Source organism: Nannocystis pusilla (assembly GCF_026626665.1).
In the GTDB taxonomy this organism is placed as follows: Bacteria; Myxococcota_A; Polyangia; order Nannocystales; family Nannocystaceae; genus Nannocystis; species Nannocystis pusilla.
Map to the genome: position 1 here is coordinate 7,036,575 of NZ_JAPNKE010000002.1, position 22,302 is coordinate 7,058,876.

Annotated in this window: 18 protein-coding genes; 9 read left to right on the forward strand and 9 right to left on the reverse strand. The window is 72.9% G+C overall.

All coding sequences use genetic code 11. From position 1 onward, the window contains the following. Positions 1-9 precede the first annotated feature (9 nt). Genes OV079_RS31035 through coaD form a run of 3 tightly spaced genes read right to left on the reverse strand, consistent with a single transcriptional unit; the run spans position 10 to position 1,371 of the window. Positions 10-210, reverse strand: coding sequence for a hypothetical protein (locus OV079_RS31035; RefSeq protein WP_267772667.1), 201 nt, complete (start codon positions 208-210; stop codon positions 10-12). Further along, positions 207-830: a hypothetical protein gene (locus OV079_RS31040; protein WP_267772668.1), complete on the reverse strand. Its 624-nt coding sequence runs from the start codon at positions 828-830 to the stop codon at positions 207-209. The genes OV079_RS31035 and OV079_RS31040 overlap by 4 nt, the downstream gene beginning before the upstream one ends. Before the next feature lie 16 nt (positions 831-846). Next, a complete protein-coding gene (gene coaD / locus OV079_RS31045; RefSeq protein ID WP_267772669.1) occupies positions 847-1,371 on the reverse strand; it encodes a pantetheine-phosphate adenylyltransferase in 525 nt (174 codons plus the stop codon). 21 nt (positions 1,372-1,392) lie between these two features. On the opposite strand from coaD, the gene OV079_RS31050 reads away from it, so the two are divergent. Together OV079_RS31050 and OV079_RS31055 are read left to right on the forward strand one after the other, a co-directional pair. Next, on the forward strand, positions 1,393-2,250 hold the full coding sequence (locus OV079_RS31050; RefSeq protein WP_267772672.1) for a tetratricopeptide repeat protein: 858 nt from the start codon (positions 1,393-1,395) through the stop codon (positions 2,248-2,250). Between the two features lie 84 nt (positions 2,251-2,334). Further along, a complete protein-coding gene (locus OV079_RS31055) occupies positions 2,335-5,595 on the forward strand; it encodes a protein kinase domain-containing protein (protein ID WP_267772674.1) in 3,261 nt (1,086 codons plus the stop codon). 97 nt (positions 5,596-5,692) lie between these two features. On the opposite strand, the gene OV079_RS31060 is transcribed toward OV079_RS31055, so the two are convergent. From OV079_RS31060 to OV079_RS31085, 6 genes are all read right to left on the reverse strand, one after another. Further along, the gene (locus OV079_RS31060; RefSeq protein WP_267772676.1) at positions 5,693-6,502 is read right to left on the reverse strand and encodes a nucleotidyl transferase AbiEii/AbiGii toxin family protein; all 810 of its coding nucleotides are present in this window, start codon (positions 6,500-6,502) and stop codon (positions 5,693-5,695) included. Continuing rightward, positions 6,499-7,074: a type IV toxin-antitoxin system AbiEi family antitoxin domain-containing protein gene (locus OV079_RS31065; protein ID WP_267772677.1), complete on the reverse strand. Its 576-nt coding sequence runs from the start codon at positions 7,072-7,074 to the stop codon at positions 6,499-6,501. The genes OV079_RS31060 and OV079_RS31065 overlap by 4 nt, the downstream gene beginning before the upstream one ends. Positions 7,075-7,318: 244 nt before the next feature. Continuing rightward, entirely contained in the window at positions 7,319-8,368 is a 1,050-nt protein-coding gene (locus tag OV079_RS31070) for a phosphotransferase enzyme family protein (protein ID WP_267772679.1), read from the reverse strand. Then, positions 8,365-8,877 (reverse strand): POT-type proton-dependent oligopeptide transporter, encoded by a 513-nt coding sequence (locus OV079_RS31075; protein ID WP_267772680.1) that lies wholly within the window; start codon positions 8,875-8,877, stop codon positions 8,365-8,367. The genes OV079_RS31070 and OV079_RS31075 overlap by 4 nt, the downstream gene beginning before the upstream one ends. After that, the gene (locus OV079_RS31080; protein WP_267772681.1) at positions 8,826-10,097 is read right to left on the reverse strand and encodes a peptide MFS transporter; all 1,272 of its coding nucleotides are present in this window, start codon (positions 10,095-10,097) and stop codon (positions 8,826-8,828) included. Before OV079_RS31080 ends, OV079_RS31075 begins: the two co-directional genes overlap by 52 nt. Positions 10,098-10,486: 389 nt before the next feature. Then, positions 10,487-11,254, reverse strand: coding sequence for a tetratricopeptide repeat protein (locus OV079_RS31085; RefSeq protein WP_267772682.1), 768 nt, complete (start codon positions 11,252-11,254; stop codon positions 10,487-10,489). A gap of 30 nt (positions 11,255-11,284) precedes the next feature. On the opposite strand from OV079_RS31085, the gene OV079_RS31090 reads away from it, so the two are divergent. The 7 genes from OV079_RS31090 (at position 11,285) to OV079_RS31120 (ending at position 22,270) form a co-directional block, all read left to right on the forward strand. Then, the gene (locus OV079_RS31090) at positions 11,285-12,025 is read left to right on the forward strand and encodes a hypothetical protein (RefSeq protein WP_267772684.1); all 741 of its coding nucleotides are present in this window, start codon (positions 11,285-11,287) and stop codon (positions 12,023-12,025) included. A 300-nt stretch (positions 12,026-12,325) separates the two neighbouring features. Further along, a complete protein-coding gene (locus OV079_RS31095) occupies positions 12,326-13,159 on the forward strand; it encodes a hypothetical protein (RefSeq protein ID WP_267772685.1) in 834 nt (277 codons plus the stop codon). A gap of 215 nt (positions 13,160-13,374) precedes the next feature. Beyond that, entirely contained in the window at positions 13,375-14,496 is a 1,122-nt protein-coding gene (locus OV079_RS31100; protein WP_267772687.1) for an ankyrin repeat domain-containing protein, read from the forward strand. A 272-nt stretch (positions 14,497-14,768) separates the two neighbouring features. Continuing rightward, positions 14,769-15,500 (forward strand): hypothetical protein, encoded by a 732-nt coding sequence (locus OV079_RS31105; RefSeq protein ID WP_267772689.1) that lies wholly within the window; start codon positions 14,769-14,771, stop codon positions 15,498-15,500. Positions 15,501-15,543: 43 nt separating this feature from the next. After that, positions 15,544-19,815: a sigma-70 family RNA polymerase sigma factor gene (locus tag OV079_RS31110; protein ID WP_267772691.1), complete on the forward strand. Its 4,272-nt coding sequence runs from the start codon at positions 15,544-15,546 to the stop codon at positions 19,813-19,815. A 521-nt stretch (positions 19,816-20,336) separates the two neighbouring features. Continuing rightward, positions 20,337-21,215 (forward strand): M23 family metallopeptidase, encoded by an 879-nt coding sequence (locus tag OV079_RS31115; protein ID WP_267772693.1) that lies wholly within the window; start codon positions 20,337-20,339, stop codon positions 21,213-21,215. Next, positions 21,197-22,270 carry a hypothetical protein gene (locus OV079_RS31120; protein ID WP_267772694.1) on the forward strand — a complete coding sequence of 358 codons (1,074 nt, stop codon included), beginning with the start codon at positions 21,197-21,199 and terminating at the stop codon, positions 22,268-22,270. Before OV079_RS31115 ends, OV079_RS31120 begins: the two co-directional genes overlap by 19 nt. Positions 22,271-22,302: the final 32 nt, after the last annotated feature.

A 22,302-nucleotide genomic window follows, 5' to 3' on the forward strand; every position in this document is an offset into this window, starting at 1 on the left:
ACCGACAATCTACTCCTGCGCCGGGCCCGCCGGAACCTCGCCGGCCACGAAACGGCTGCAGCGCAGCACCGGCAGGCGCGGATACTTCGGCCAGCTCGGATCGCGGTCGTGCTCGGCGCAGCGCCAGAAGATCGACCCCTTGGCCGAATCGATGCGCCGCCCCGACACGCAGCGCGCGCACAGCCCCGGCGGCGGTGAGACGACGGTCACGACCCGCCTCGCTCGGCGGGCGGCAGGATGAGCTGCTCTTCATGGGCGAGGATCCCGAGCCCCACCGCGAGGCGGGCCGCCAGCATCGTGCGCCCGCTGACCTGCCCGCGCCGCAGCGCCGACGCGCCGACGAGCAGGCCCACGCCCCAGGTCAGCAGCGCCGCCATCTGCGAACCGCCCTGGAGCAGGGCGAAGCCGATGAGCCCGCTGGCGATCCAGATCAGCAGCACCATGCGGACCGCGCCCTGCACCGGCTCGCTGGCGTCGGCCGCCTGGCCGGCGACCCGCAGTTCGAACTCGCCCTCGACCACGCGCAGGCCGATCGAGTCGGGCCCGATCCGCAGGAACCGCAGCATCGGCTTGAGGCTGCGCAGCATCTCCTCGGCCCGCAGCACCGTGCGCCCGCGCAGCACGATCGCCCCGTCGGCCGGGTCGCGCTCCTGCAGGCCGCGGCGGAACCCCTCGGTGTAGAGGTCGATCGCCGTCTGCCCCGCCGGCAGCCCGGCCTCGCGCGCGGCCGCCACCTGCAGCGCGTGCTCGTCGCCGCGCCACGGCCGGTCCGCCCGCGCGAGCTGGCCCTTGGAACCTGTCTCATCGGACATGTCGTTCGATTCAGTCATGATCGGACATGTCCTCTCATTCACCTCGCATGCGCCGCTGCATCGCCGCGGCCACCGGGCCGGGCACGTAGCGGGCGAAGTCGCCGCCGTGGCCGGCGATCTCGCGGACCAGCGAGCTCGAGACGAACTGGTGGGCCGGGCCGGGGATGAGGAACACGGTCTCGACGGCCGGCTGGAGGTCGCGGTTGGCGGAGGCGATCTGGAACTCGGGCTCGAAGTCGCCGTGGGCGCGGAGGCCGCGGACGATCACGCGCGCGCCTTGCTGCATACAGAAGTCGATCATCAGGCCGTCGAACTTGGCGGCGCGGGCGCGCGGCAGGTGGGCGATGCACTCGCCGATCAGGGCCACGCGCTCGTCGACGCTGAAGTAGCCGGTCTTGGTCGGGTGGCGCCCGACCGCCACGATCACCTGGTCGAACAGCCGCAGCGCGCGCTCGACGATCTCGACGTGTCCGCTGGTGATCGGGTCGAACGAGCCGGGGTACACGGCCGTGAGCGGGCGCGAGAGTTCGGTCGACGAGCCGGGTTCGGTGGCAGACACCGGCGCAGTATACTCCGCCGCATGCTCCGCCCCGCCGTCCTCGTCGCCGCCGCCGCCCTGTTCGCCGCTTGCGGCGGCACGCCGACCCCGCCGCCGCCGACCCGGGTCGAGGTCTCCTCGCACCCGGCGGAGCCCCAGCCGCCCGCCCGCGACGCCCACAACCCGTTCCGCCGCGCCGATCGCGACCCGCCGCCGCCGCGCTCCGAGCCGCAGCTCCCGCAGGCCGAGCTCGACCAGGCGCTCGCCGCCGCCGCCGCCGCCCGCGCCGCCGGCAACGACGTCGAGGTCACCCAGGCCCTGCTCCCCTGCGCCAACAAGATCCCCAAGAGCACCCGCTGCGAGGGCGAGCTGGCGCTGGTGCTCGCCAAGTCGCCCGGGCACAAGGCCGAGTCCGAGTACTACCTCAAGCACGCGATCGCCGACGACGACCCGGGCGCCGACGCCGACTTCTACGGCCGGCTGGCCGAGGCCCTGCGGGTCGCGCCGATGCTGCCCGAGGCGGCCGTCGCGCTGCAGCGGCGGATCGCTCGCCTGCCCGAGCCGACCGCCGCCGACTGGGTCGCGCTGGCGGAGGCGCTGCAGGGCGTGCCGCGGCGCGAGGCCGAGGCCGCCGAGGCGCTGCAGCGGGCCTTCGAGCGCGACCCGAGCCAGCTCAAGTACCTGCACGACGCCGGCGAGCTGCTGTCGCAGGTCCCCGGGCGAGGTGCGGAAGCGCTCGTCATCCTTCAGCGCTACCGCGACTCGATCCGCACCACCGAGCCCGAGGCCTTGCCGGCGCTGGACCGGCGGATCGCGCAGGTGCGCGCCGAGACCGGCCAGCCCGCCGCGAGTACGGCGCCTGCGCAGGGCAAGAGTGCGAAGCCAGGCGCCCCGAAGTAATCGCCGCCAATCGCGGCAGCGGCCCCGCGGGAAGGCGCCTAGTTTGACCAGTCACCGCGCGATGTGCGACCCTTGAGCGCCCCCGTGGACAATAAGCGCAACGGTTCCGGTCCTCCTCCGCCGCCGCGGAACGGAGGTCATCAGCCTCCGCCTCCGGGCCGACCGGCGACGTTTCAGTTCACCGACGACGACGACGAGCCGCCGCCCCCTCCGCAAGAGCCGGGGGAGAGCCTCCCCGAGCTCGCGGCCGACCTCGTCGACGAGGGCGCGCCCGAGGACGACGAGGGCCTCGATTCCGGCCTGATCGAGGACGAGCGGCGCGCTCCGCCGCCGCCCTCGCCGATGCGCGAGCGCCGCGGCGCGTTCCTCGACGACGGCGAGATCGCGCTCCCGCCGGGCCTCTCGCAGGTCGTGCGCAGCCAGGCCAGCCGCTTCCCGTTCCGCGACGTCGTCGACGACGACGACGCCGAGCTGGGGGCCGCCTTGACCCCTGCCGACGACGAGCCCGCGCCGCCGTGGGCCGACGACGACGACGACGACGCGCCGACCACCGCCATGCCGGTGCGCGGCACGGCGAGCACCAGCTGGCCCCAAGCACCTGGCCCGAAGGCCAGCCCCGTGCATGACGACGACGACGACGACGACTTCGACGGCCCGTCGCGGCGGGTCGTCGACAGCATGGTCGCGGCCCAGCGCCGGTCCGCGGCCGAAGAAGAAGAGGACGACTTCGGCGAACTCAACGAGCCCTCGCGGGCCTTCCCGGCCCGGCACAGGCAGCCCACGCCGCCGGTCGAGCCCGACGCCCCGACGCTCAAGCGCCGGGTCGACTCCGCGGCCGTGGGCGCCGCGATCGACCGCTCCGGGCTCGCGCCGGTGCTCGAGGTCACCCTCCACCACGTCGACGACGAGCCGTTGCCGCCGCCGCCGATGGCCGCGCTGGGCGACAGGGACCTGCCGCCGCTGATCGCCACCGGGTCGGCGCAGAGCGGCGTCGGCTTCGCCCGCTCCGAGGTCGCCGCCGCCCTCTCCGACGAGCCGGCCCCGCCGCCGGAGGAGACCGAGGTCGACCAGCCGCTGTCCGCCCTGGCTGTCTCTCAGGACAGGCCGCGCCCCACGCCGATCCGCGTCAGCGACCTCGACGACGACGACGACGACCTGGGCGACGCCGGCGACAGCATGCTGGCCGCCCCGGTCAAGCTGGCGCCGCCGCCCAGCGAGCCGCTCGGCGAGCCGTTCCCGCTCGACCTGTGGAGCGACCCCGACGAGCTGATCGGCCGCGACATCGAGCGCTGGCGCCTGATCAAGCCGCTGACGCGCGGCATCACCACCCGCGTCTACGCGGCCGTCGACGAGCAGAGCGGCCGCCACGTGGCGATCCGCGTGCTCGGCCCGGACCACTCGCCGGCCGGTCGCCGCGGCCGTCAGTTCCTCTACGAGGCGCAGCAGCTGATCAAGCTGCGCCACGAATCATTGGTCGAGGTCATCGACGCCGGCATCACCACCGACCACCTCACCTACTACGTGATGGAGCAGGTCGAGGGCGACTCGCTGGGCGCCGTGCTGCGGGCCGAGGGCCCGTTGCCGTGGCAGCAGGTGGCGATCCTGGTCACCCAGATCTGCGAGGCCCTGATCGTCGCCGCCGACCGCGGCATCGTCGCCACCGATCTCAACCTCGGCAGCGTGATCCGCCTGCACGCCGGCGACGACGAGGCTCGCCGGCGCCAGCCGATCAAGCTGCTCGGCGTCGGCATCGCCCCGGTCGCCAGCATCTACCGCTCGCTCGACGGCAACCTCGTCGAGTCCAAGGGCACCCCGCCGGGCCAGGCCGAGTACATGGCCCCCGAGCTGGCCAGCGGCGGCTTCCCGGGCGAGAGCACCTCGGTCTACGCCCTCGGCGTGATGATGTACGAGCTGCTGACCGGCCGGACCCCGTTCCGCGGCGACAGCTTCCTCTCGATCATCAAGAAGCAGATGTACGACGAGCCGAACGCGCCGCGGCTGCTCGTCCCGCAGCAGGAGATCGCCGAGCCGTTCGAGGAGGTGGTCCTGCAGGCCCTGGCCAAGGACCCGTCGAAGCGCTACGGCACCGTCCGCGAGCTGCACGAGGCCGTGCTGGCCGCGCGCGCCCGCGAGGGCGAGCTGCGGCGCGCCACCGCGATCCTCGCGCTCGACCCGACCTTCTGGGACGAGGAGGCCGCGCGCAACGCCGAGCCGCAGGCCCAGGTCGAGCCGCAGCCGCTGGCGACCTTCACCGCCGACCTGCGCCAGCGCAACCCGGCGCTCGCCCACGCCGTGCTCGACACGCCGCCGCCGCCGCCGCCAGCGCGGCCGGTCCGCAGCACCCCCGTGCCGCAGCCGCGGGTCTCCGCGCCCTCCGAGCCGCGCGCCATCCCGATCGCCCCGCAGGTGCGCAACGCCGTCCCGACCGGGAGCATCGGCTCGTCCTCGCGACCCGAGCCGAGCATGATCCTCTCGCACCTGGCGCCGCCGATCCGCGCGCCCGAGCCGGTGCTGCCGCGGCCCAAGACGGCCCCCCTGCCGGTCATCGTCGTCGCCCCGCCGACGGCCGCCGTGCCGGCCACCAACTTCGTCCGCAACGTCAGCATCGCCGTCATCCTCGGCGCCGCCCTGTTGTTCCTCGTCATCCTCGTCTCGCGGCGTCAGGGCCCCGCGCCCGCGCGCAAGGACGACCCGGTGGCCGAGAGCCCGCGGCGCGCCAAGGAGAAGGACGCCCCGCGCCCGAAGAAGCCGACGCGAGAGACCCGCAAGCAGACCGCCGACGAGCCCGAGCCGATCGTCGTCGGCGCCAACGACGTGGCGCCTCAACCTGTCCCCGAGGCCATCCCGCCGCAACCTGTCCCCGAGGCCATCCCGCAGCCGCCTCAGCCGAGCGTGGTCGCTCCCCAGCCCGAGCCCGAGCCCCCGCCCGCCAAGGTCGAGCCGGTGCCCGAGCCCCCGCCCGCCAAGGTCGAGCCGCCGCCGCCCGCCAAGGTCGAGCCGCCGCCCCCGACCAAGACCGAGCCCGTCAAGGCCGAGCCCAAGGCCAAACCCAAGCCGAAGGCGCCCGACAGCGACCTGCCCCTGCGCATCGAACCGATCCGCCTGAAGTCCTACTTCACGGCGATGGAGCCGCGCCTGGTCAAGGCCTGCGCGAGCAGCCCCGGCTCGGCCGGCGCCCGCGTGTCCGTCAAGATCACCGTCGACGTCCACGGCAACGTCAAGGCCGCCGCCCAGGACAAGTTCAAGGGCACCCCGCTCGGCAACTGCGCCGAGAACTTCGTCGAGACCAGCCGCTTCAACGAGTCGCAGCAAGGCGGCTCGCGCGTGCACATCTTCGCGTTCTAGCGAACCGCGGCGCGCCACGCCCACGCGGCCGGGTCCCACTCGGCCGCTGATGCGTCACTCCTCAGTACGGGCTCGAGGAACGCTCGTGCGGCGACGGTCACCTCGGCGAGCGACGCCCACGGCAGGTCGTGCTCTCGTGCCATCCGGGTGAACGGCCCCTCCACGCCGCCGGCGGATCCGGGAACACAGGCGGCAGCGGGTGCGTGCGCCGAAACGAGAACGTCAGCGCCAGCGCCGCCCGCACGCGAACGCTGTCGAGCGCTCGGACGCTCGCCAGCAGCGCCAGATCGGGGAGGTCCTTGACCCGCGAGTTCATGCGGGCTCGCGGCAACGAATAAGCGTGGAGCTTCTCGGCGATGTGCGTCTCGAGCGGATAGACCCGGACGCTCGCCGGCGGCACGCCGATGAAGTCGAGCGCGTCGGAACCGACGATCATCTCGGGCTCGCCGAAGATCGGCTCGCCGAAGCCGACATCGAGTCCGAATGGATCTCCGAACCGTTTGCCCGCCAGGCTGCACTCCACCCTGAACCGTCGGCCGCCGTGGATCGCGCCGTCGTTGTCGATCTCCGGATGCTCGGGATCGTCGTCGACCTCGAACCGCAAGAAATCGCCGCAGTCGGAGGTCATCGCCGCACGGAGCTTCGCCAGCAAGTCTTCGGGGCTCCCCATCCACCGCAGATCGACGTCCCTCGTCGCCCGCGCTCGCGCGATTCGCAGCTCCAGCGACACGCCGCCCTTCAACGTCACGGCGGTCGGAAACGCGGCGAAGACTCGCGCGAGGAAGCGCTCGAACACCAGCCGCTGTCGCCGTCTCGTCAGCGGATTCCTGGTTGTCGCCGCTGCCCGCAGCCGCATGTCCAGCGCCTGCTTGAACGCCAGGGGGGAGTCGTACTGCTTGACGATCACGGCTCTAGCCCGCCGTAGGGGAGCAATGCCTGTTCGACCTCGCGGAGCTCGCTGCGGCCGACGCGTCCTCGCTGGAGTGCCTGCATCGCAGCCTGCTTTAGCAGCTCCGGCGACAGGAAGCTCGCCGCACAATCTCGCAGCGTACGGCGCACCGACGTCACGGGCACGGCCCCGAACCAATCGCGGTCCTCGGGCGGCACCTCGGCGTAATGAACGACTGCTCCTTCCGGTCGCCGTCGTCGACGCCAGCTCGTCGGCAGGGTGATGTGGATCTTCGCGGGCAGGACGTCGGACAGGTCGTAGAGCGCCAGCGCGGTCTCGTGGGAGAACACGCCGTCGCGATCCGACTGCAACCAGATCTCCGCCAGCTCCTCGTGTTCGCCCACGGGATAGCGGACGAGGCGATACACGCCCCGGCGCGGCCGCAACACATGACCGCGGTGGAGATGCGCCTGCAGGTTCGGCCGCGAAATCCCGACCGACTGCGCCTGGTCGACCGAAAAATAGCCGTCCTGCGCGGCCGCGATCTCGAACAGCCGGTCCCAGTCGGGCCCGTTTTCGCGCCTGCGCACGCAGAAAAGTTAAATGCCATTGAACTTTTCTGCAAGAAAACCGGATCGCGGGCTTGGCGCCGACAAAATTGTTAAATGGGATTGTACTTTTCTGTCGCCTGACCCGCTCCTATGCTTCGCGGAACGGGCGGGGTGCGGTGCGACGGGCTCGCTGGCGGCGAAGCGGCCGGTCGCAAGTGACGAGGTACTCGACGACGCGTGAAAGGGCCGTCGACGGCACAGCCGACCCCCGCCTCACGCCATTTCAGCGCACCAGCAACTCGGCGCGCAGCTCGCGAGCTTCCAGCGTCGCCTTGTGCAGCGCCCACTGCCCCTTCGCCCGGTGCAGGTGGTGTTCCCCTGCGGCCGGGAAGCGCTGCGGGTCCCAGCCGAAGTAGCGCTCGTTGAGCGCGTCGGCGGCGAAGCGGGCCGTCAGCTCGAGGGCGATCCACTCGACCCCGTGGACCAGGTTGCGGCGCTCGACCGGCTCGAGCGGGAACGTCAGCGCCCCCAGCCAGCCCTCGAGCGCGGCCGCGAAGATCGCCGCGTCGAAGCTCGGCGCGCCGCGCTCCTCGCCGGCCGGGTTGCACCACGAGCGCCACGCGTCGCCGAGCTCGTGGTGGAGCGGCATCGGGGCCACCGAGTCGAGGTCGATCAGACAGTGAGCCTGTCCCTCGGGACCTGTCCCATCGAACAGCAGATTGTTGAACTTCAGGTCGCCGTGGCCGACGCGCAGCGGCGCCGGCGCGAGCGGCGGCAGCGTCTCGATCGCGGCGAACACCGCCGCCGCCAGCGGCTCCACCTCCGCGAACAGCCGGTGCTCGCGGTGCTGCGCCACCGCCTCGGCCAGCGTGCGCAGGTGGGCCGGCGTGTCGTGGAGCGTGCGGCGGATCGTGAACGGGTGCTCGAGGTCGGCCAGCGTCGCGTGGAAGCGGCCGACCAGCGCCCCGGCCGAGCGGGCCTGCTCGGGGCTCTGCACCGCCTCGAAGCTGACCCCCGGCACCCGCGTCATCGCGCGCCAGACCCCCGCATCGCCGAGCTCGGCCCAGCGCTCGCCCCTCGCCGTCGACAACAGGCGCGGGCTCGTCTCGCCGCGGCGGCGCAGGTGCTCCGTCACCGCGGCGATGTTGTCGTGGATCTGCGGGGCGAAGATCGGGTTCAGGCGCTGCAGCACGAACTCGCCGGCGGGGGCGCTGACGGCGAAGGTCGCGTTGATGAGCCCGCCGGTCAGCGGGCTGGTCGCGCCGCCGGCGAGCTCGGGGAACTGCGCGAGCGCGCCGGCGATCGCGGCCGCGTCGGGGGGCGGCCGCGTCATTTGAGGTACTTGTTCATGACCCGGCGCAGGCGCGGGAGCATCAGCACGATCAGCAGCGCCGCGACCAGGGCCCCGCCGAAGTTGATCAGGAACACCGCCGACTTGTGCTCGAACAGGGTGAACAGGCCGGAGAGGATGCCGGACAGCTTGTTGCCGATCGACGTCGACAGGAACCAGCCGCCCATCATCAGCGCGGTGAGGCGGGCCGGGCTGAGCTTCGACACCAGCGACAGGCCCATCGGCGACAGGCACAGCTCGCCGACGGTGATCACCCCGTACGTGCCGATGAGCCACATGGCCGAGCCCTTGTCGGCGCCGTTGTGGGTGACGAACGTGGCGGCGACCATCACCAGGGTCGACAGCGCCGTGATGCCGAGGCCGATCGAGATCTTCGCCGGCGTCGACGGCTCCTTGTTCTTGCGCCGCATCCACGCGAAGAAGCCGACCACGAACGGGGTCAGGAACACGACGAAGAACGCGTTGACCGACTGGAACAGCTCGGTCGACACCAGCTTGGTCTGGGCCGCCTTGCGCTGGCCTCGGTCTCGGGCGTGAGCACCTCGGCCTTGCAGGCCGGGGCCGGCGGCGGCGGCCACTCGCTCTTCGGCACGTTGTTGAAGTACGGGTCGGGGCCGAGCTCCTTGGCCGGCTTGCCGTCGGGCCCCAGGACGGGGTTGCCGTGGTCGTCGGTGACGGTGATCTCGCGCAGGCTGGTGTCGACGCGCTGGACCCCGCCGACGCCCTCGAGCAGCGGCGCGGCGGCCTCGGGGATCTCGCGCCGCGTGTAGCGGTCGGCCCAGGTGGTGAGGGCGTCGCCGTTCTGGTGGAAGATGGCCCAGAACGCGATGACCGCGGCGAACAGCGGCAGCAGGGCGCCGATGCGCTCCTTGTCCTCGCCGTCGGAGCCCTTCCACAGGCGGTAGTAGAACCAGGTCACCGGCAAGCAGGCGAACAGGAACGCGTCGTTGGACTTCGAGCCGAACACGGTCCAGCCCTCGCCGCCGACCAGCGACGGGATGAACCACCCGACCGCGGCGAACAGCGCCGCCGGCCCGAACACGGCCGCGAGGATCTGCCCGACCGGCTGGTCGCCCGGCTTGGTCGGCTTCAGCACGTCGGCCTCGGCCGTGTGCTTCATGCCGGTGAGGAACCAGCCGACGCCGAAGAACATGCCGATGCCGGCCGCCAGGAAGGCGTAGCCCCAGCCGTAGGTGTTGCGCAGGTACGCGGCGACGAAGTTGCAGACGAAGGCACCGATGTTGATGCCCATGTAAAAGATGTTGAAGCCGGCGTCCTTGTGCTCTTTGTACTGCTCGTTGTTGTAAAGGTTGCCGACCAGCGTCGAGATGTTGGGCTTGAAGAAGCCGTTGCCGACGATGATCAGCAGCAGCGACAGGAAGAACCACGGGCCGTAGCCCGGGATCGCCAGGCCCGAATAGCCGAGGCCCATCAGCACGCCGCCGATCACGATGGCGCGGCGATAGCCGAGGATCCGGTCGGCCAGGAGCCCGCCGATGAACGGCGTCAGGTACACCAGCGCGATGTAGGTCCCGTAGATGTCGCTGGCGTGCTGCGGCGCCAGGCCCAGGCCCGACTTCGCCGGCATCGCCGCGTCCGCACCCGCCTTCATGTACAGGGTGAAGATCCCCAGCATGAGGTAAAAGCCGAAGCGCTCCCACATCTCGGTGAAGAACAGGACCGGCAGACCGCGCGGGTGGTTCTTGAACATCGGGGCCAACGATAGGGCCCCACAAGCCCGCGCGACAAGTGCGAATCCGTTGCCCGCCGGCCGGTCGCGGCGCGCCCGCAGCGGCCTCGCCGCGAGAGCACGCCCGCCGCCCGCAGCGCCCACGCCGACTCACGCCCGCAGGCTCCGCGAACGACGTGCGACCCGCGGTTCGTGCCCGACGAACGGCCGCGCAGACGTATGCGCCGCGCCGCGGCCGGCCACTGCGAACGTGCATGCACCGTCGACCTCACGCGCGGCGACTTTCGCCCCGGACCGACCTCCGGACCGCTGCCGCGAACGATCCTTGCCGTGGACGAGTCACCGGCGCGAATCGGCGATCGAACCGGGCCGAGCGCCACGCCGGGGCCGCGCTCGCGCCGCGAGCCGAATCACTTCTGCGGCCCGAGGCGGGCCTCGAGGGCACGGATCCGGGCCAGCACGTCGGCGTGCTCCGACGACTTGGCCCAATTGGCCTGGATCGAGGCCATCTGCTCGTCGTACTGGCGGTACATCACCCGCGCGCGCCGCAGCCGCTCCGGGTCGGGCGTGACCTCGTAGCTGCGCTCGTAGACCACCGCGAGGTTGAAGATCACCGCCCCGAGCACCTCCGGCGCGGCCGGGTCGTTGCTGCTGCGGATCAGCTCGTAGGCCGCGCGGAACTTCTCGATCGCCACGTCGAAGTCGGTCAGCTCGTAGGCCTTCTGGCCCTCGTCGTAGAGCTTGCGCGCCTTGGCCATCGGGTCGCCCGGGCCGGGCGTGACCGTCGACGGCGGCGGCGGCAGCGGCCCGCCGAGCTGGGCGTCGGGCGGCGCCGCGGCCGGGTCGCCCGGCGTCCCCGGCGGGCTCGGAGCCATGCCGACCACGCGGGCCCCGACCACCTGGCCCGGCTCCCCGTCGCGGCGCAGCGTGATCTTCGCGTCGTGCTCGATGTAGACCTGCGCGCTGACCTGCTTGCCGTCGGGCCACTTGGCCAGCACCGCGATCGGGTCGTCGTCGGACACCGACCAGCGCTGCTCGCGGCTGGTCTCGCCGTCGACCGTGACCTCGGCGCCGGCCGGCACGGTCTCGACGCGGAGCACCGGGCGCGCACAGCCGAGCGTGGCCACCAGCGTGAGGCACCCGAGAGTCGCGGCGATCGCAGAGCGTGGGCCTGGCATGCGCGAGGTCAGGATACACTCTCGCCGGCGATGGAGAAACCCGGCCAGTGGCCGCCCCGGCCCCAGCTCGACGCCCTCCACGCGCGCTACGTGGTCGAGGTCGTCGAGGCGCTCAGCCTGTGCCCGTTCGCTCGCAAGTGCCGCGAGCTCGGGCGCCTGCACCGACCGACCTTCGACGACCCGCCGAGCCCGCACCAGGCCGCGCGCCGGCTCGCCGACCTCGTGACCGCGCACCCCGACGCCGAGGTCGTCCTGCTCACCTTCGTCACGCGCGGCGCCCTGCCCGGCACCCCGCCGGCCCCGAGCCCGGAGGAGCGCGCCTTCGCCGACACCGAGCTCTTCGAAGAATTCGTCCGCGAGGTCCGCGACGTCTACGCCGGCCTGCCGCGCGTCCCCGCGCGCTTCTACATGGTCGCCTTCCACCCGGCCTACACGCGCGTCGACACCCGCCGCCCGCTGACCCCCGACTCGCTGGTCCCGCTGCTGCGGCGCACCCCGGACCCGGTGATCCAGTGCATCCGCGCCGATCTGCTCGACCAGATCCGCCGCCAGGCCCAGGCCGCCGCGGAGGCCCGCTTCCGCGAGGAGATGGCCCGCCTCGGCCCCGAGTTCCTGATCCTCGCCGAGCGCGCGATCAAGGCCGACCCCGAGCTCAGCCAGGACATCGCCCGCCACAACTTCGACAGCGTCGGCGCCGGCCCCGGCCGCGAGCAGCTCGAAGCCACGATCGCCGACATCCTGGCCAGCCGCCGCGCGCTCGAGCTCGAGTGAGCCTGCCTTTGAGTCATGCCCCGATCGACATGCTCGATCGGTCATGTTCTTTGAGCATTGCCTTTCCGACATCCACGACAGTCCGCGCCGTCCGCGTGCGCCGCGGCGGTCGGAGGCTCGGGTCACGTGGATCTCCCACGAGCGCCAGGGCTCCGCCAGTCCTGCCACCCGCCGCCGCGGGCATCGGCGCGCAACGGTGCGTCATCGTCCAGGCAGCCGATTCCTGCCTCTCGGGCGCCACCGGCTTCGCCTGGCGCGGCTGAGGCCACCGCCGCGCGGACGCGCTATCCTCCGCGCCGCATGACCGAGCGTCACGTGCAATGCAGCACCTGCGGGGTTTTGCGCCCCGAGGGCGAGTCGCGCAACATCCCCACCCTCGCCGGCGAGCCATACGTCGACGGCTACTACTGCAGCGCCCACGCCGGCGCCGCCCTCGACGCCGCGCGGGCCCACCTCGCCGCGCTCGACTTCGAGGACGACACGCGCGACGACATGATGCCGCTCGTCAGCTTCCACGCGCTGGTGCGCGCGCGCGGCCTGATGAGCGAGACGCTCGACCCGCCCGCGCCCGGCGTCGGCATGGAGCGGGTGCGCAACGAGGCCCTCGCGCTGCTCGACCTGCTGAGGCACACGCGCCTGCCGATCGTCGAGCCCTCGGCGCTGTGTTCGGGCTGTTATCGCCCCGTCCCCGCCTCGCAGGTCCGCGTGATCCCGTGGTTCAACGACGACCTCGCCGACTTCGTCACCACTTTCCGCTGCGGCGACTGCGTCGCCGACTCTCTGGCCGACACCCGGGCCCGCCTGACGGCCGGCGGTCCCCGCGAGGTCGGCCGCCTGGCCGAGTTCTTCCACCGCCACGCGATCACCATCCACGAGCACCGCCGCGGCGATCCACCCGAGGCCGTCCGCCCGCTGCTCGAGCTCACCCTCGAGCACCTGGTCCGCGGCACCCTGAAGCTGCAGCTCGGCGAGACCGTGCCGCTGAATGACGTTCTGTCCGCGGCCGCGCCCGCGCCGCCGCCCGCGCCGTCGCCTGAGCCCGCTGCCGAGCCGCCGCTCGCGGCCGCCGAGCCGCGCCCGGCCCCGTCATTGTGGCAGCGGATCCGCCGGGCCTTCGGCCGCGCAGGTGATTGACCCAAGAGACATGTCCATCGGGACATTCTCTTCGAGGCATGTCCTGTGAGACATGCACTGACCTGCGCGCCCCCGGTCTGAGGGTTTCCGGCGACACACCTCACGCGTCAGGCGACACGAGGTCGCACTGGCGACGGGCCGCGGCGCCTGTCGACGGCGTCGCCGCTGGCGTACACTGCGACCCGGTCATGGCGGCGCCGGACGATTTCGAACCGATGGTCGACGCTCCGCTGCTCGAGGCCGTGCGCGTCGGCAGCCTCGAAGACGTCCGCCGGCGGCTCGCCGCGACCACCGACCTCGACACGCGCAGCCACGCCTACGAATACACCGCGCTCGAGCTGGCGCTCGCGCTGGGCCGGGTCGACGTGGCCCGGCTGCTGCTCGACGCCGGCGCCGACCCGAACGCGGCCTCGGCCAACGACACCGACGCGTTGACCGTGGCGATCGAGGAGTTCGGCGAGGCGTCGCACCCGCTGATCGAGCTGCTCCTGGACCACGGCGCGCGCCCGAGCGACGCCGCGCTGTGGGCCGCGGCGCAGGCCGGCGATCTGTGGGCCGTCGATTGTCTGCTCGCGGCGCTGTCCGCCGAGTCGGCCTCGAGCCACGACCTCGAGGCGCTCGAGGGCGCCTTGCTGGCGGCCGCCGTCCGCCGCGGCGACGCGGCCCTGTTCGAGCGCGTGCGCGCCCGCAGCGACGAGATGTCCGCGAGCTCGCTGCAGTGGGCCTTCGAGGCTGCGGCCGACAGCGGCCAGTCGGGCATGTGGGGCCGGCTGCGCCAGCTCGGCGAGCCCGACCTCCCGCGCGCCCTGCAATCGGCCGTGCTCGCCTTCCTGCGCAACGGCACCCCCGCGCAGTACGACCTGCTGCGCCGGATCACCCGCGAGGCCGGACCCGCCGCCGCCAGCCAGCTGTTCGCGTTCGCAGTCACCTGCGGCCTCGACGTCTCCGACCGCTCCGAGGCCCTGCTGTCCCTCGCCCGCGAGTGCCGCGGCGACCTCGAGGCCCGCGACGCCAGAGGCATGACCGCCCTGCTGATGGCCGCCGACCGCCATCACATCCAGCACATGCGCCGGCTGATCGCCCTCGGCGCCGACCGCGACGTCCGCGACCCCGACGGCCAGGGCATCAGCGCCTACGTCGAGCGCTGGCCGCAGAGCGTGCGCCTGAGCGAGGCCCGCGCCTTCCTGGCCGAGCTCGGCCTGCCCACCGAACGCCCCGCCGGGTCGCAGCGCTCCCCCTCGCGCGACCCGATCGGCCTCGCGGTGGTGCTCGGCCTGGCCATCGCGGCCGGCATCCTCGCGGTCGTGCTCCTGCTCCACGCGCTCGGCTTGTTGTGAGAGCGGAGAGCATGCCCTGATGGACATGTCCTCTGACACATGTCCTTTAAGTTATTCGATCACGGACATGTTCTTCAGAGCATGCTCTTTGGAGCACGTCGTGACAATTACCGCTCCGGCCGCGCGCGGCGGCCCTCGCATTCACGCGACCGACGCGCGCGAGCGCGCCGGGCCGCGCCTCCGCGTGCCCCTGCCACCTCCGCTGATGCGGGGTCCTGCGAGCAATCGTGCCCACGCGGCGGCGGCCGGCCGCGCGGGCTATGCTGCGGGGCATGCAAGGCTCCGCGATCGCGCTGCTCATCCTCGCTTACCTCGCCGCGCTCGGCGTCGCGGTGTGGAGCGACGTCTCCGCCGGCACGCTGCTGACCTGGGGGGCCGGCGGGGCCGCGCTGATCTGGCTGGTCGTCCTGGTCACCTTGCCGTGGAACCTGCACTTCCGGGCGCGCGAGGTGCTGGCGGAGATGCGGCGCTCGCGGGAGGCCGGCATCAAGGTCAGCGACGATCAGATCGCCTTCGCCGAGCGGGTCAAGCGCTGGACCCTGATCACCAGCTTGACGATCCACTTCGTCTCCGCCGGCGTCGCCCTCGCCGTCGCCCTGCTCACCGGCTCCGACCTCGGCTATCCGTTCGCCGGCTTCTATCTGCTGTCGTGCCTGGTGCGCCCCGCCATCGCCTCGATGCAGCAGGTCCGCCGCCGCCTCGAGGCGCTCGCCGAGGACACTCGCTTCCCGCGCGACGACGTGATGAAGCTGCGCGGCCAGGTCGGGCGCCACGAGACCGTCGTCGAGCAGCTCGAGGAGGCGCTCAAGAAGCTGCGCGAGGAGCACGACGCGCTGGCGGTCCGCGCCGATCGTCAGCGGGTCGAGCTCGAGCAGAAGATCGGCGCCCTCGCGCGCAAGTTCGAGGACAGCCTCGACCGCCTGACCGACAACCGCGAGCTCATCTCCGGCATCAAGGCCTTCCTGCGGATGATCCGCGAGGGCGACGCCGACGCCCGCGCGTGAGCCGTCTGGCCGATCCGCGCCGCCTCGCGCTATCCTCGGCGACGTGGACGAGCACGATCGACGCCTCCTCGAGGCCTGGCGCGCCGGCGACCGCAAGGCCGGGCAGGAGCTGGTCGAGCAGCACTACTCGGCGGTCTACCGCTTCTTCTTCGGCAAGGTCCGCGACTCGGTGTGCGAGGACCTGTCCCAACAGACATTCGAGGTCGTGTGCCGCCGGCGCGACGCCTTCCGCGGCGACGGCAGCTTCCGCGCCTACCTGTTCGGGGTCGCCCGCTTCGTCCTGATCGGCTGGGCGCGGCGGCAGCGGCGGTTCGAGCCGACCGAGGACAGCCTGCCCGCCGACGCCGACCCGCTGCCCGGGCTGCTCGCCGACCGCGAGCTGGTCAAGATCGTCGCCACCGCGCTGCGCGGCCTGGCGCTCGACGACCAGCTGCTCATCGAGCTCAAGGACTGGGAGCACCTCACCCAGGCCGAGCTCGCGGCGCTGTTCGAGGTCCCGCAGGCGACCGTCGCCCGTCGCCTCCAGCGCGCGCGCGCGCCTGCGCGCCGCGGTCGAGCGGCTCGTCGACGACCCGGCCCTGCGCGACCGCACCCTGCGCGGCCTCGAGAGCTGCATGGAGAGCATCCGCCTCGAGGTCGACCGCCGCTTCGGCCCGGCGCCGCGCGGCCAGGACGACTCGGCGTGACCGACGACGAAAAATTCGCGAGCCCCGGGGATCAGCCCCCACGGTCGCCGCACTTGGCGGCCGTACCCCGGAGCTCGTCATGCCGTCTATCACTACTCGCCCCGAAGTCCCCGCCTCCCACGTCGTCCGCGCCGCCCAGGCCCGCCTCCTCGCCCACATCGGCGAGTCCGACCCGGGCGACTCGATCGCGCCGACCCTGTCCGGAGCCAACCCTCCTTCGGTGCTGGCCGACCCGACCTCCTGGCCCGGCCCCTCGCGCGCCCGGCCGGCCCGAGAGCGACGAGCGCTACGAGTTCGGCGAGGCCTTCGCGATCGGCGGCCTCGGCGTGGTCCGCCGGGCCCGCGACCGCCGCCTCGGCCGCGAGGTCGCCGTCAAGGAGCTGCTGCGCACCGACCCCGCCGCCGAGCACCGCTTCGCCATCGAGGCCGCGATCACGGCCCGCCTGCAGCACCCCGGCATCGTCCCGCTCTACGACATCGGCCGCCACTCGACGGGCGAGCCGTACTACTGCATGAAGCTGGTCGAGGGCCAGACGCTCGAGCACCAGATCCGCCAGCGCCCGCGCCTCATCGATCGCCTGGCCCTGATCGAGCACGTCATCGCCGCCGCCGACGCCGTCGCCTACGCGCACCGCCACGGCGTCCTCCACCGCGACCTCAAGCCGGCCAACATCCTCGTCGGCGAGCTCGGCGAGGCGGTCGTGATCGACTGGGGCCTGGCCAAGGACACCACGAACCCCGGCCCCGAGCCGCCCGCCGGCCCGGGCTCGCCCGTCCACACCAGCGGCGTCATCTCGACCATGACCGAGCAGGGCACGATCCTCGGCACCCTGCGCTACATGCCGCCGGAGCAGGCCCGCGGCGAGGCCGTCGACGCCCGCGGCGACGTGTTCTCGCTCGGCGCGGTGCTCTACCACGTGCTCGCCGGCGTCCCGCCCTACGCCGACGTCGACAGCCACGTCCTCGCCTCGCGCGTGGTCGCGGGCGAGGTCGGCGACCTGCGCAAGCGCGCCCCCGAGGCCCCGCGCGAGCTGGTGGCGATCGCCCAGCGGGCCATGGCCCTGCGCCCCGAGGACCGCTATGCCAGCGCCGAGGCGCTGGCCGAAGATCTGCGCCGCTTCCTCACCGGCCGCCTCGTCGACGCCCACCGCTACTCCGCCGGCGAGGTCGCGCGCCTGTGGCTGCGCCGGCACCGGGCCGTCGTCGGCGTCGCCGCGGCCTCCCTGGCCGCCCTGGCCGGCTTCGGCGCCTATGCGGTGCAGAACATCCGCCACCAGCGCGACACCGCCGAGACCGCCCAACTCCACGCCGAGTCCGCCCGCGGCGAGGCCGAGGCCGCCCTGGCCACCGCCCGCAAGCAGACCGACGCGGCGCTGCTGGCCCAGGCGCGCGCCGCTCTGGACAGCGACCTCGCCGGCAGCCTGGGCGCGCTGGCGCGGCTCGACCTGTCCGAAGAGACAGTCGCTCGCCGGGCCCGCCTGCTCGCCCTCGCCGCCGAGACGCGGGGAGCGCCGACGCGGATCTTGCACGGCCACACGCGCCCGGTCGCCCAGGTCGTCGGCCTGGCCGACGGCAGCCTCGTCAGCGTCGACCTCGCCGGCGAGGTGTGGCGGTGGGACCCGCAGCAGGGCACCGGCGCGCGCCTGTTCGACCTTCACGAGCATGAGGTGCTCCTCGTCGCCGCCCGCGACGTCCCGGCCTTCGCCGCCGTCGGGGCCCGCAGCGCCCGCGTCGTGCGCGGCGGCGAGTCGCAGGACATCGACATCGCCATGGTCGACCGCGGCATTTACCGCGCGCTGCACTACCGCTGGCAGATGTCGGCCGGCGGCGAGACCCTGGCCGCCCTCGGCGAGCCGGTATCGAGCTACGACGCCACCCTGGGCCCGCCGGCCTACCTCTGGGACCTGACCCAAAAGCCAGCCACGCTCGACGTCGTCCCGGGCACGCGCGGCCGCACCGCCGCCCTCAGCCCCGACGGGCGCACCGTCGCCTGGGACGACCCGAACTACGCCGCGTTCCTTCGCGCCGGCGGCGAGTCGACCCCGGCGCCCGCGATCTCCGGCCCGCTCGAGTTCTCGAGCAGCGGCGCGCACCTCGTCGCCTGGGCGACGAACAAGCCGCCGCGGCACGTCAGCTACACGCCGGCCACCGGGGAGGTCCGCCCGCTCGGGCGCTGGACCCTGGCGATCGCGCCGAACGACCGCGCGCTGGTGCTCGACGTCGACGACTTCACCGGCATGATCTCGCTGGCGATGCGCTCGCTCGCCACCGGCGAGACGCTGTGGACCGAGACGCCGGTCGAGTCGGGCAACCTCGTCGAGTGGAGCCCGACCCAGGAGTACGACGTCGTCGTCGACCCGCGCGGCGACGGCCTCGCGCTGCGCACCCCCGACGCCTGGCTGCTCGGCTCGCAGCTCGATGGCGGCTTCGCGCGCCGCCTCGACACAGGCGACCGCCGACTCGGCGCCTACGCCTCCGACGGCCGCTTCGCGCTCGCCCACCACGAGGCCATCCACGTGTGGGACGCGGCCCCGGCCAGCCCGAGCGCGCAGGGCCTCGCCCCGCTGAAGGTCGGCAAGCTCTCCGCCGACGGCCGCCGCGGCGTCGCCTACTCCGAGCACAGCCCACCCCGCCTTCGGGACATGTTCTCGGGGACATATGCCGATTCCTGCGTCGACGGCCTCGACAGCGACCAACTCCTCGACCGCGAGACCCAGGTGGCCGTGGGCGGCAGCGGCCGGGTCCTGTTCGTCGACAAGGCCGGCAAGGCGTGCCTGAGCGACGGCGCCGGCCGCCACGAGTTCGCAGTCGCCCCGGCGATCACCAGCGCCGCTCTGGCCGACGCCGGCACCGCGCTGACTGCCGGCTTCGGCGACGGCACCGTCCTCACCTGGCGCGACGTCGACGCCGTCCCGCGCAAGTGGGAGCTCGGGGCCGAGGTCGTCGCGCTCGCGGTCACCCGCGCCGGCGCCGGCGTGGTCGCGCACTCGCGCACCGGCAAGGTCTTCGCCTTGACCGACACTGCCGACGCACCGCTCGAGATCGCCGTCGTCGATCCCGGCCCGCGAGCCCACTTCTACCGCCCGTCGCAGACCTTCATGCACCCGAAGGCCGCCGTCGCAGCGATCCCGCTGCCCGGCCAGGACGCGATCGCGGTCCACGACTTCGCCACCGGCGCCACCGCCCGCCACGCGCTGACCCTCCCGGCCGTGCCGTCGGCGGCCTACAGCCCGAGCGGCGCGACCCTGGCCGTCGCGGTCGCCGGTCGCCGCGTCGCGCTCCTCCGGGACGGCGAGCCCGGGCGCGAGCTCGCCCTGCCCGACGAGGCCCGCGGCCTCGCGTTCGTCGGCGAAGACGAGCTCGCGGTGCTCGGGGCCACCGGCGCGCTGCTCCGCGTCGACACCCGCATCGGCGAGGCCGCGGTCGTCTGCCGCGCCTGGACCCCGCCGCTCGACGGCTTCGACGCCCAGACCCGCGCCGCCCTCGCGGCCGACGCTGGCGGCACGCTCCTGGCCTTCCAGGAGCCGAACTTCACCCTCACCGTCCAGCCGGCCGAGTCCGTCCCCCGCGACGCCGCCGCCCTGACCACCTGGCTGCAGGCCCGCGCCCGCCAGCTCGGCGAGCTCTAGCCTGAAAGGACATGTCCTCATCGACATGTCCCACGATACAGAAACGCCGCGCGCCCCCGCCCGGCGGTGTTTCGCGCCTCCGCCGGCGCCTGCAGCCGGCCCGGCGTCCTCGCGCTACCGTGATCCGCGGAGGAGGAACCCGATGAGAGCACCCAAGCAAAAATCGAAGCCGGTCGCGATCAAGTCCGGCATCCGCGCCGGCGGCGAGATGGCGATGAGCGTCATCCGCAACTAGCGGCCGCGATCGGGGCATGACGGGGCCCGCCCTCGATCATGCCCCGGTCGCGCGCTCGGCCCGATCGACGGGAGCGCGTCCGACTCGCCCCGCACGAATGTCCCCGGGGACATCTTCGAACTCGTCGCATGGGACCTCCGCCGGAAGTCGGCCTCGTGTCTCCCCGCGCTCTGAAGATCCTTGAACAATTGCGATGGAACGAGATCTGCGAGCGACCGATCGCATGACCTTCGCATCCCGTCTGATTCTTCCCTCCATCCTGTTGACAATCGGCGCGCTGGCGCCATTGGCCGGCCAAGCCTACGAGCTCAAGGTGCCGTGGCGCGGCGACTCCTTGCCGGCCCACTCGTACATGCGCACGGCCGGCCACGCCGACTACGACTGCGCCGGCACGGGGGTGTGCGACCTCGACATCTCGGCGATGCGGTGGGACGCCGCCACCAGCAACTATTCGTGGTACCGCGCCGACGCCACCCTCCCGTACGGCCGCAGCGACGCCGTCGGCTGGGACCTCCCGCTTTATTCGCCGGTCGACGGCGACATCGTCGCCTGCTTCCGCCGCCTGCCCGACGACGACGAGGACGGCAGCGAGCCGGCCGCGTGCCCGGGCACCTCGGGCGCGTCCAACCGCTGCGTCGCCGGCGGCAACCACGTCGTCATTCGCACCACCGACGGCCACCTGATCTCCCTCAATCACCTGCGGCAGGACTCGATCCCCTCCGCGCTGTGCCCGATCACCGACACCATGCTGTTCGACGACGACCCCAAGGTTTGCACCCTGTCGGGCTGGAACGCCGCCCTGCGGGAGGGCGCGCGGCTCGACAATCGCAGCATCGCCCCGATCCCCGTGCGCAAGGGCGAGTTCGTCGGCCGCGTCGGCCTGTCGGGCAATACCAACGGGGTCCATCTGCACATGGGCACGTCCGAGTTCACCACCGACCCGTCCGGCAACTACTGCTCGCGCAAGTCGGCCTCCGAGTTCCGCGAGGGCTGGTCGCAGGTCCGCACCCCGGGGTCGCGCCCGACCCGGGCGACTGGGATCGGCTGCAGGGCACGGAGCTGCCGATCGACGGCACCACCGATTTCCTGCTGTGGCCGGACCCGGTCGGCGAGCGGGTCGACAAGCTGCAGATCGAGCCGGGCACGGTGCCGGCGCTGGCGCTGACGGAGCTCGGCGGCGTGGCGGCCTATCGCAACAGCGCCGGCAACCTCGCGGTCAACGCCATGCAGTTCACCTCGACCGACGTCCTGCTCGGCGTCGGCGAGGAGGAGGGCGCCGTCGGCGAGGTCGCGGTGTCGCGGATCAGCGGCACCACCGGCCACGCCCTCGTCGCCGTGCGCAACGGCGCCGACAAGCTGCAGCTGATCCCCTACTACGTGAACTCCCTCGCCGACGCGATCCGCGGCGTCGGTCGCACCGAGTCGACCGCCGGGGTCGGGCAGATCGAAGCCACCTATTCGCCGACCCACGACGGCGCCGTCGTCGCCTTCCAGAACAGCACCGGCGCGCTCTCGGTGATCAACTACGGCGTCACCCTCACCGCCACCGAGGAGCTCACCGTCGACCGCCGGTCCAGCGCCTCGCACAGCGCCGCGGTAGGCGACGTCGACGTCGCCACCGTGGTCATGGGCCGCGGCGTCAGCGAGTCCTCGGGCGCGTGGAAGGGCGTGGTCACCGTCGAGCAGCGCAGCTCGGGCGACACGGTGTGGCTGCGCACCTGGCAGATCGACACTGCGGGCACCAGCGTCACCCTCGTCGACACCCAGCAGGTCAAGGACCTCGCCACCAACACCGCGTTCACCGCCGCCGACGTCGACGTCACCGTCACCGGCAACCTCGGCAGCCGCGAGTTCGCCGTCGTCTCCGTCGCCACCCCGTCCGGCCTGCGCGTCCAGACCTGGCAGATCTCGAGCGCCGGCCTGCTCGGCCGCGTCGACCAGTGGGACGCCGGCGCCGCCAGCGAGCTGTCCTCGGCCCGGGCCGGGGCGCAGGACGCCGCTCTCGGCCTGCGCACCGGCGCCGGCGTGATGTCGCTGATCTCGTTCCAGGTCGACTCGGACGGCGGCCTCGGTCGCGCCGGCACGGTCGACGCCGGCGCGGTCTCGGCGCTGGCGGTCGACGGTCGCTCCGGCGCGCAGCGGCTGGCCGCCCTCGCGCTGGACGGCGACGGCGAGATCACCGTGTTCCACCACCCGACCAATTATTCGTCGCTCTATTGAGCGGCGTCGGCCGGCGCCGGTCGCTCGGGGCG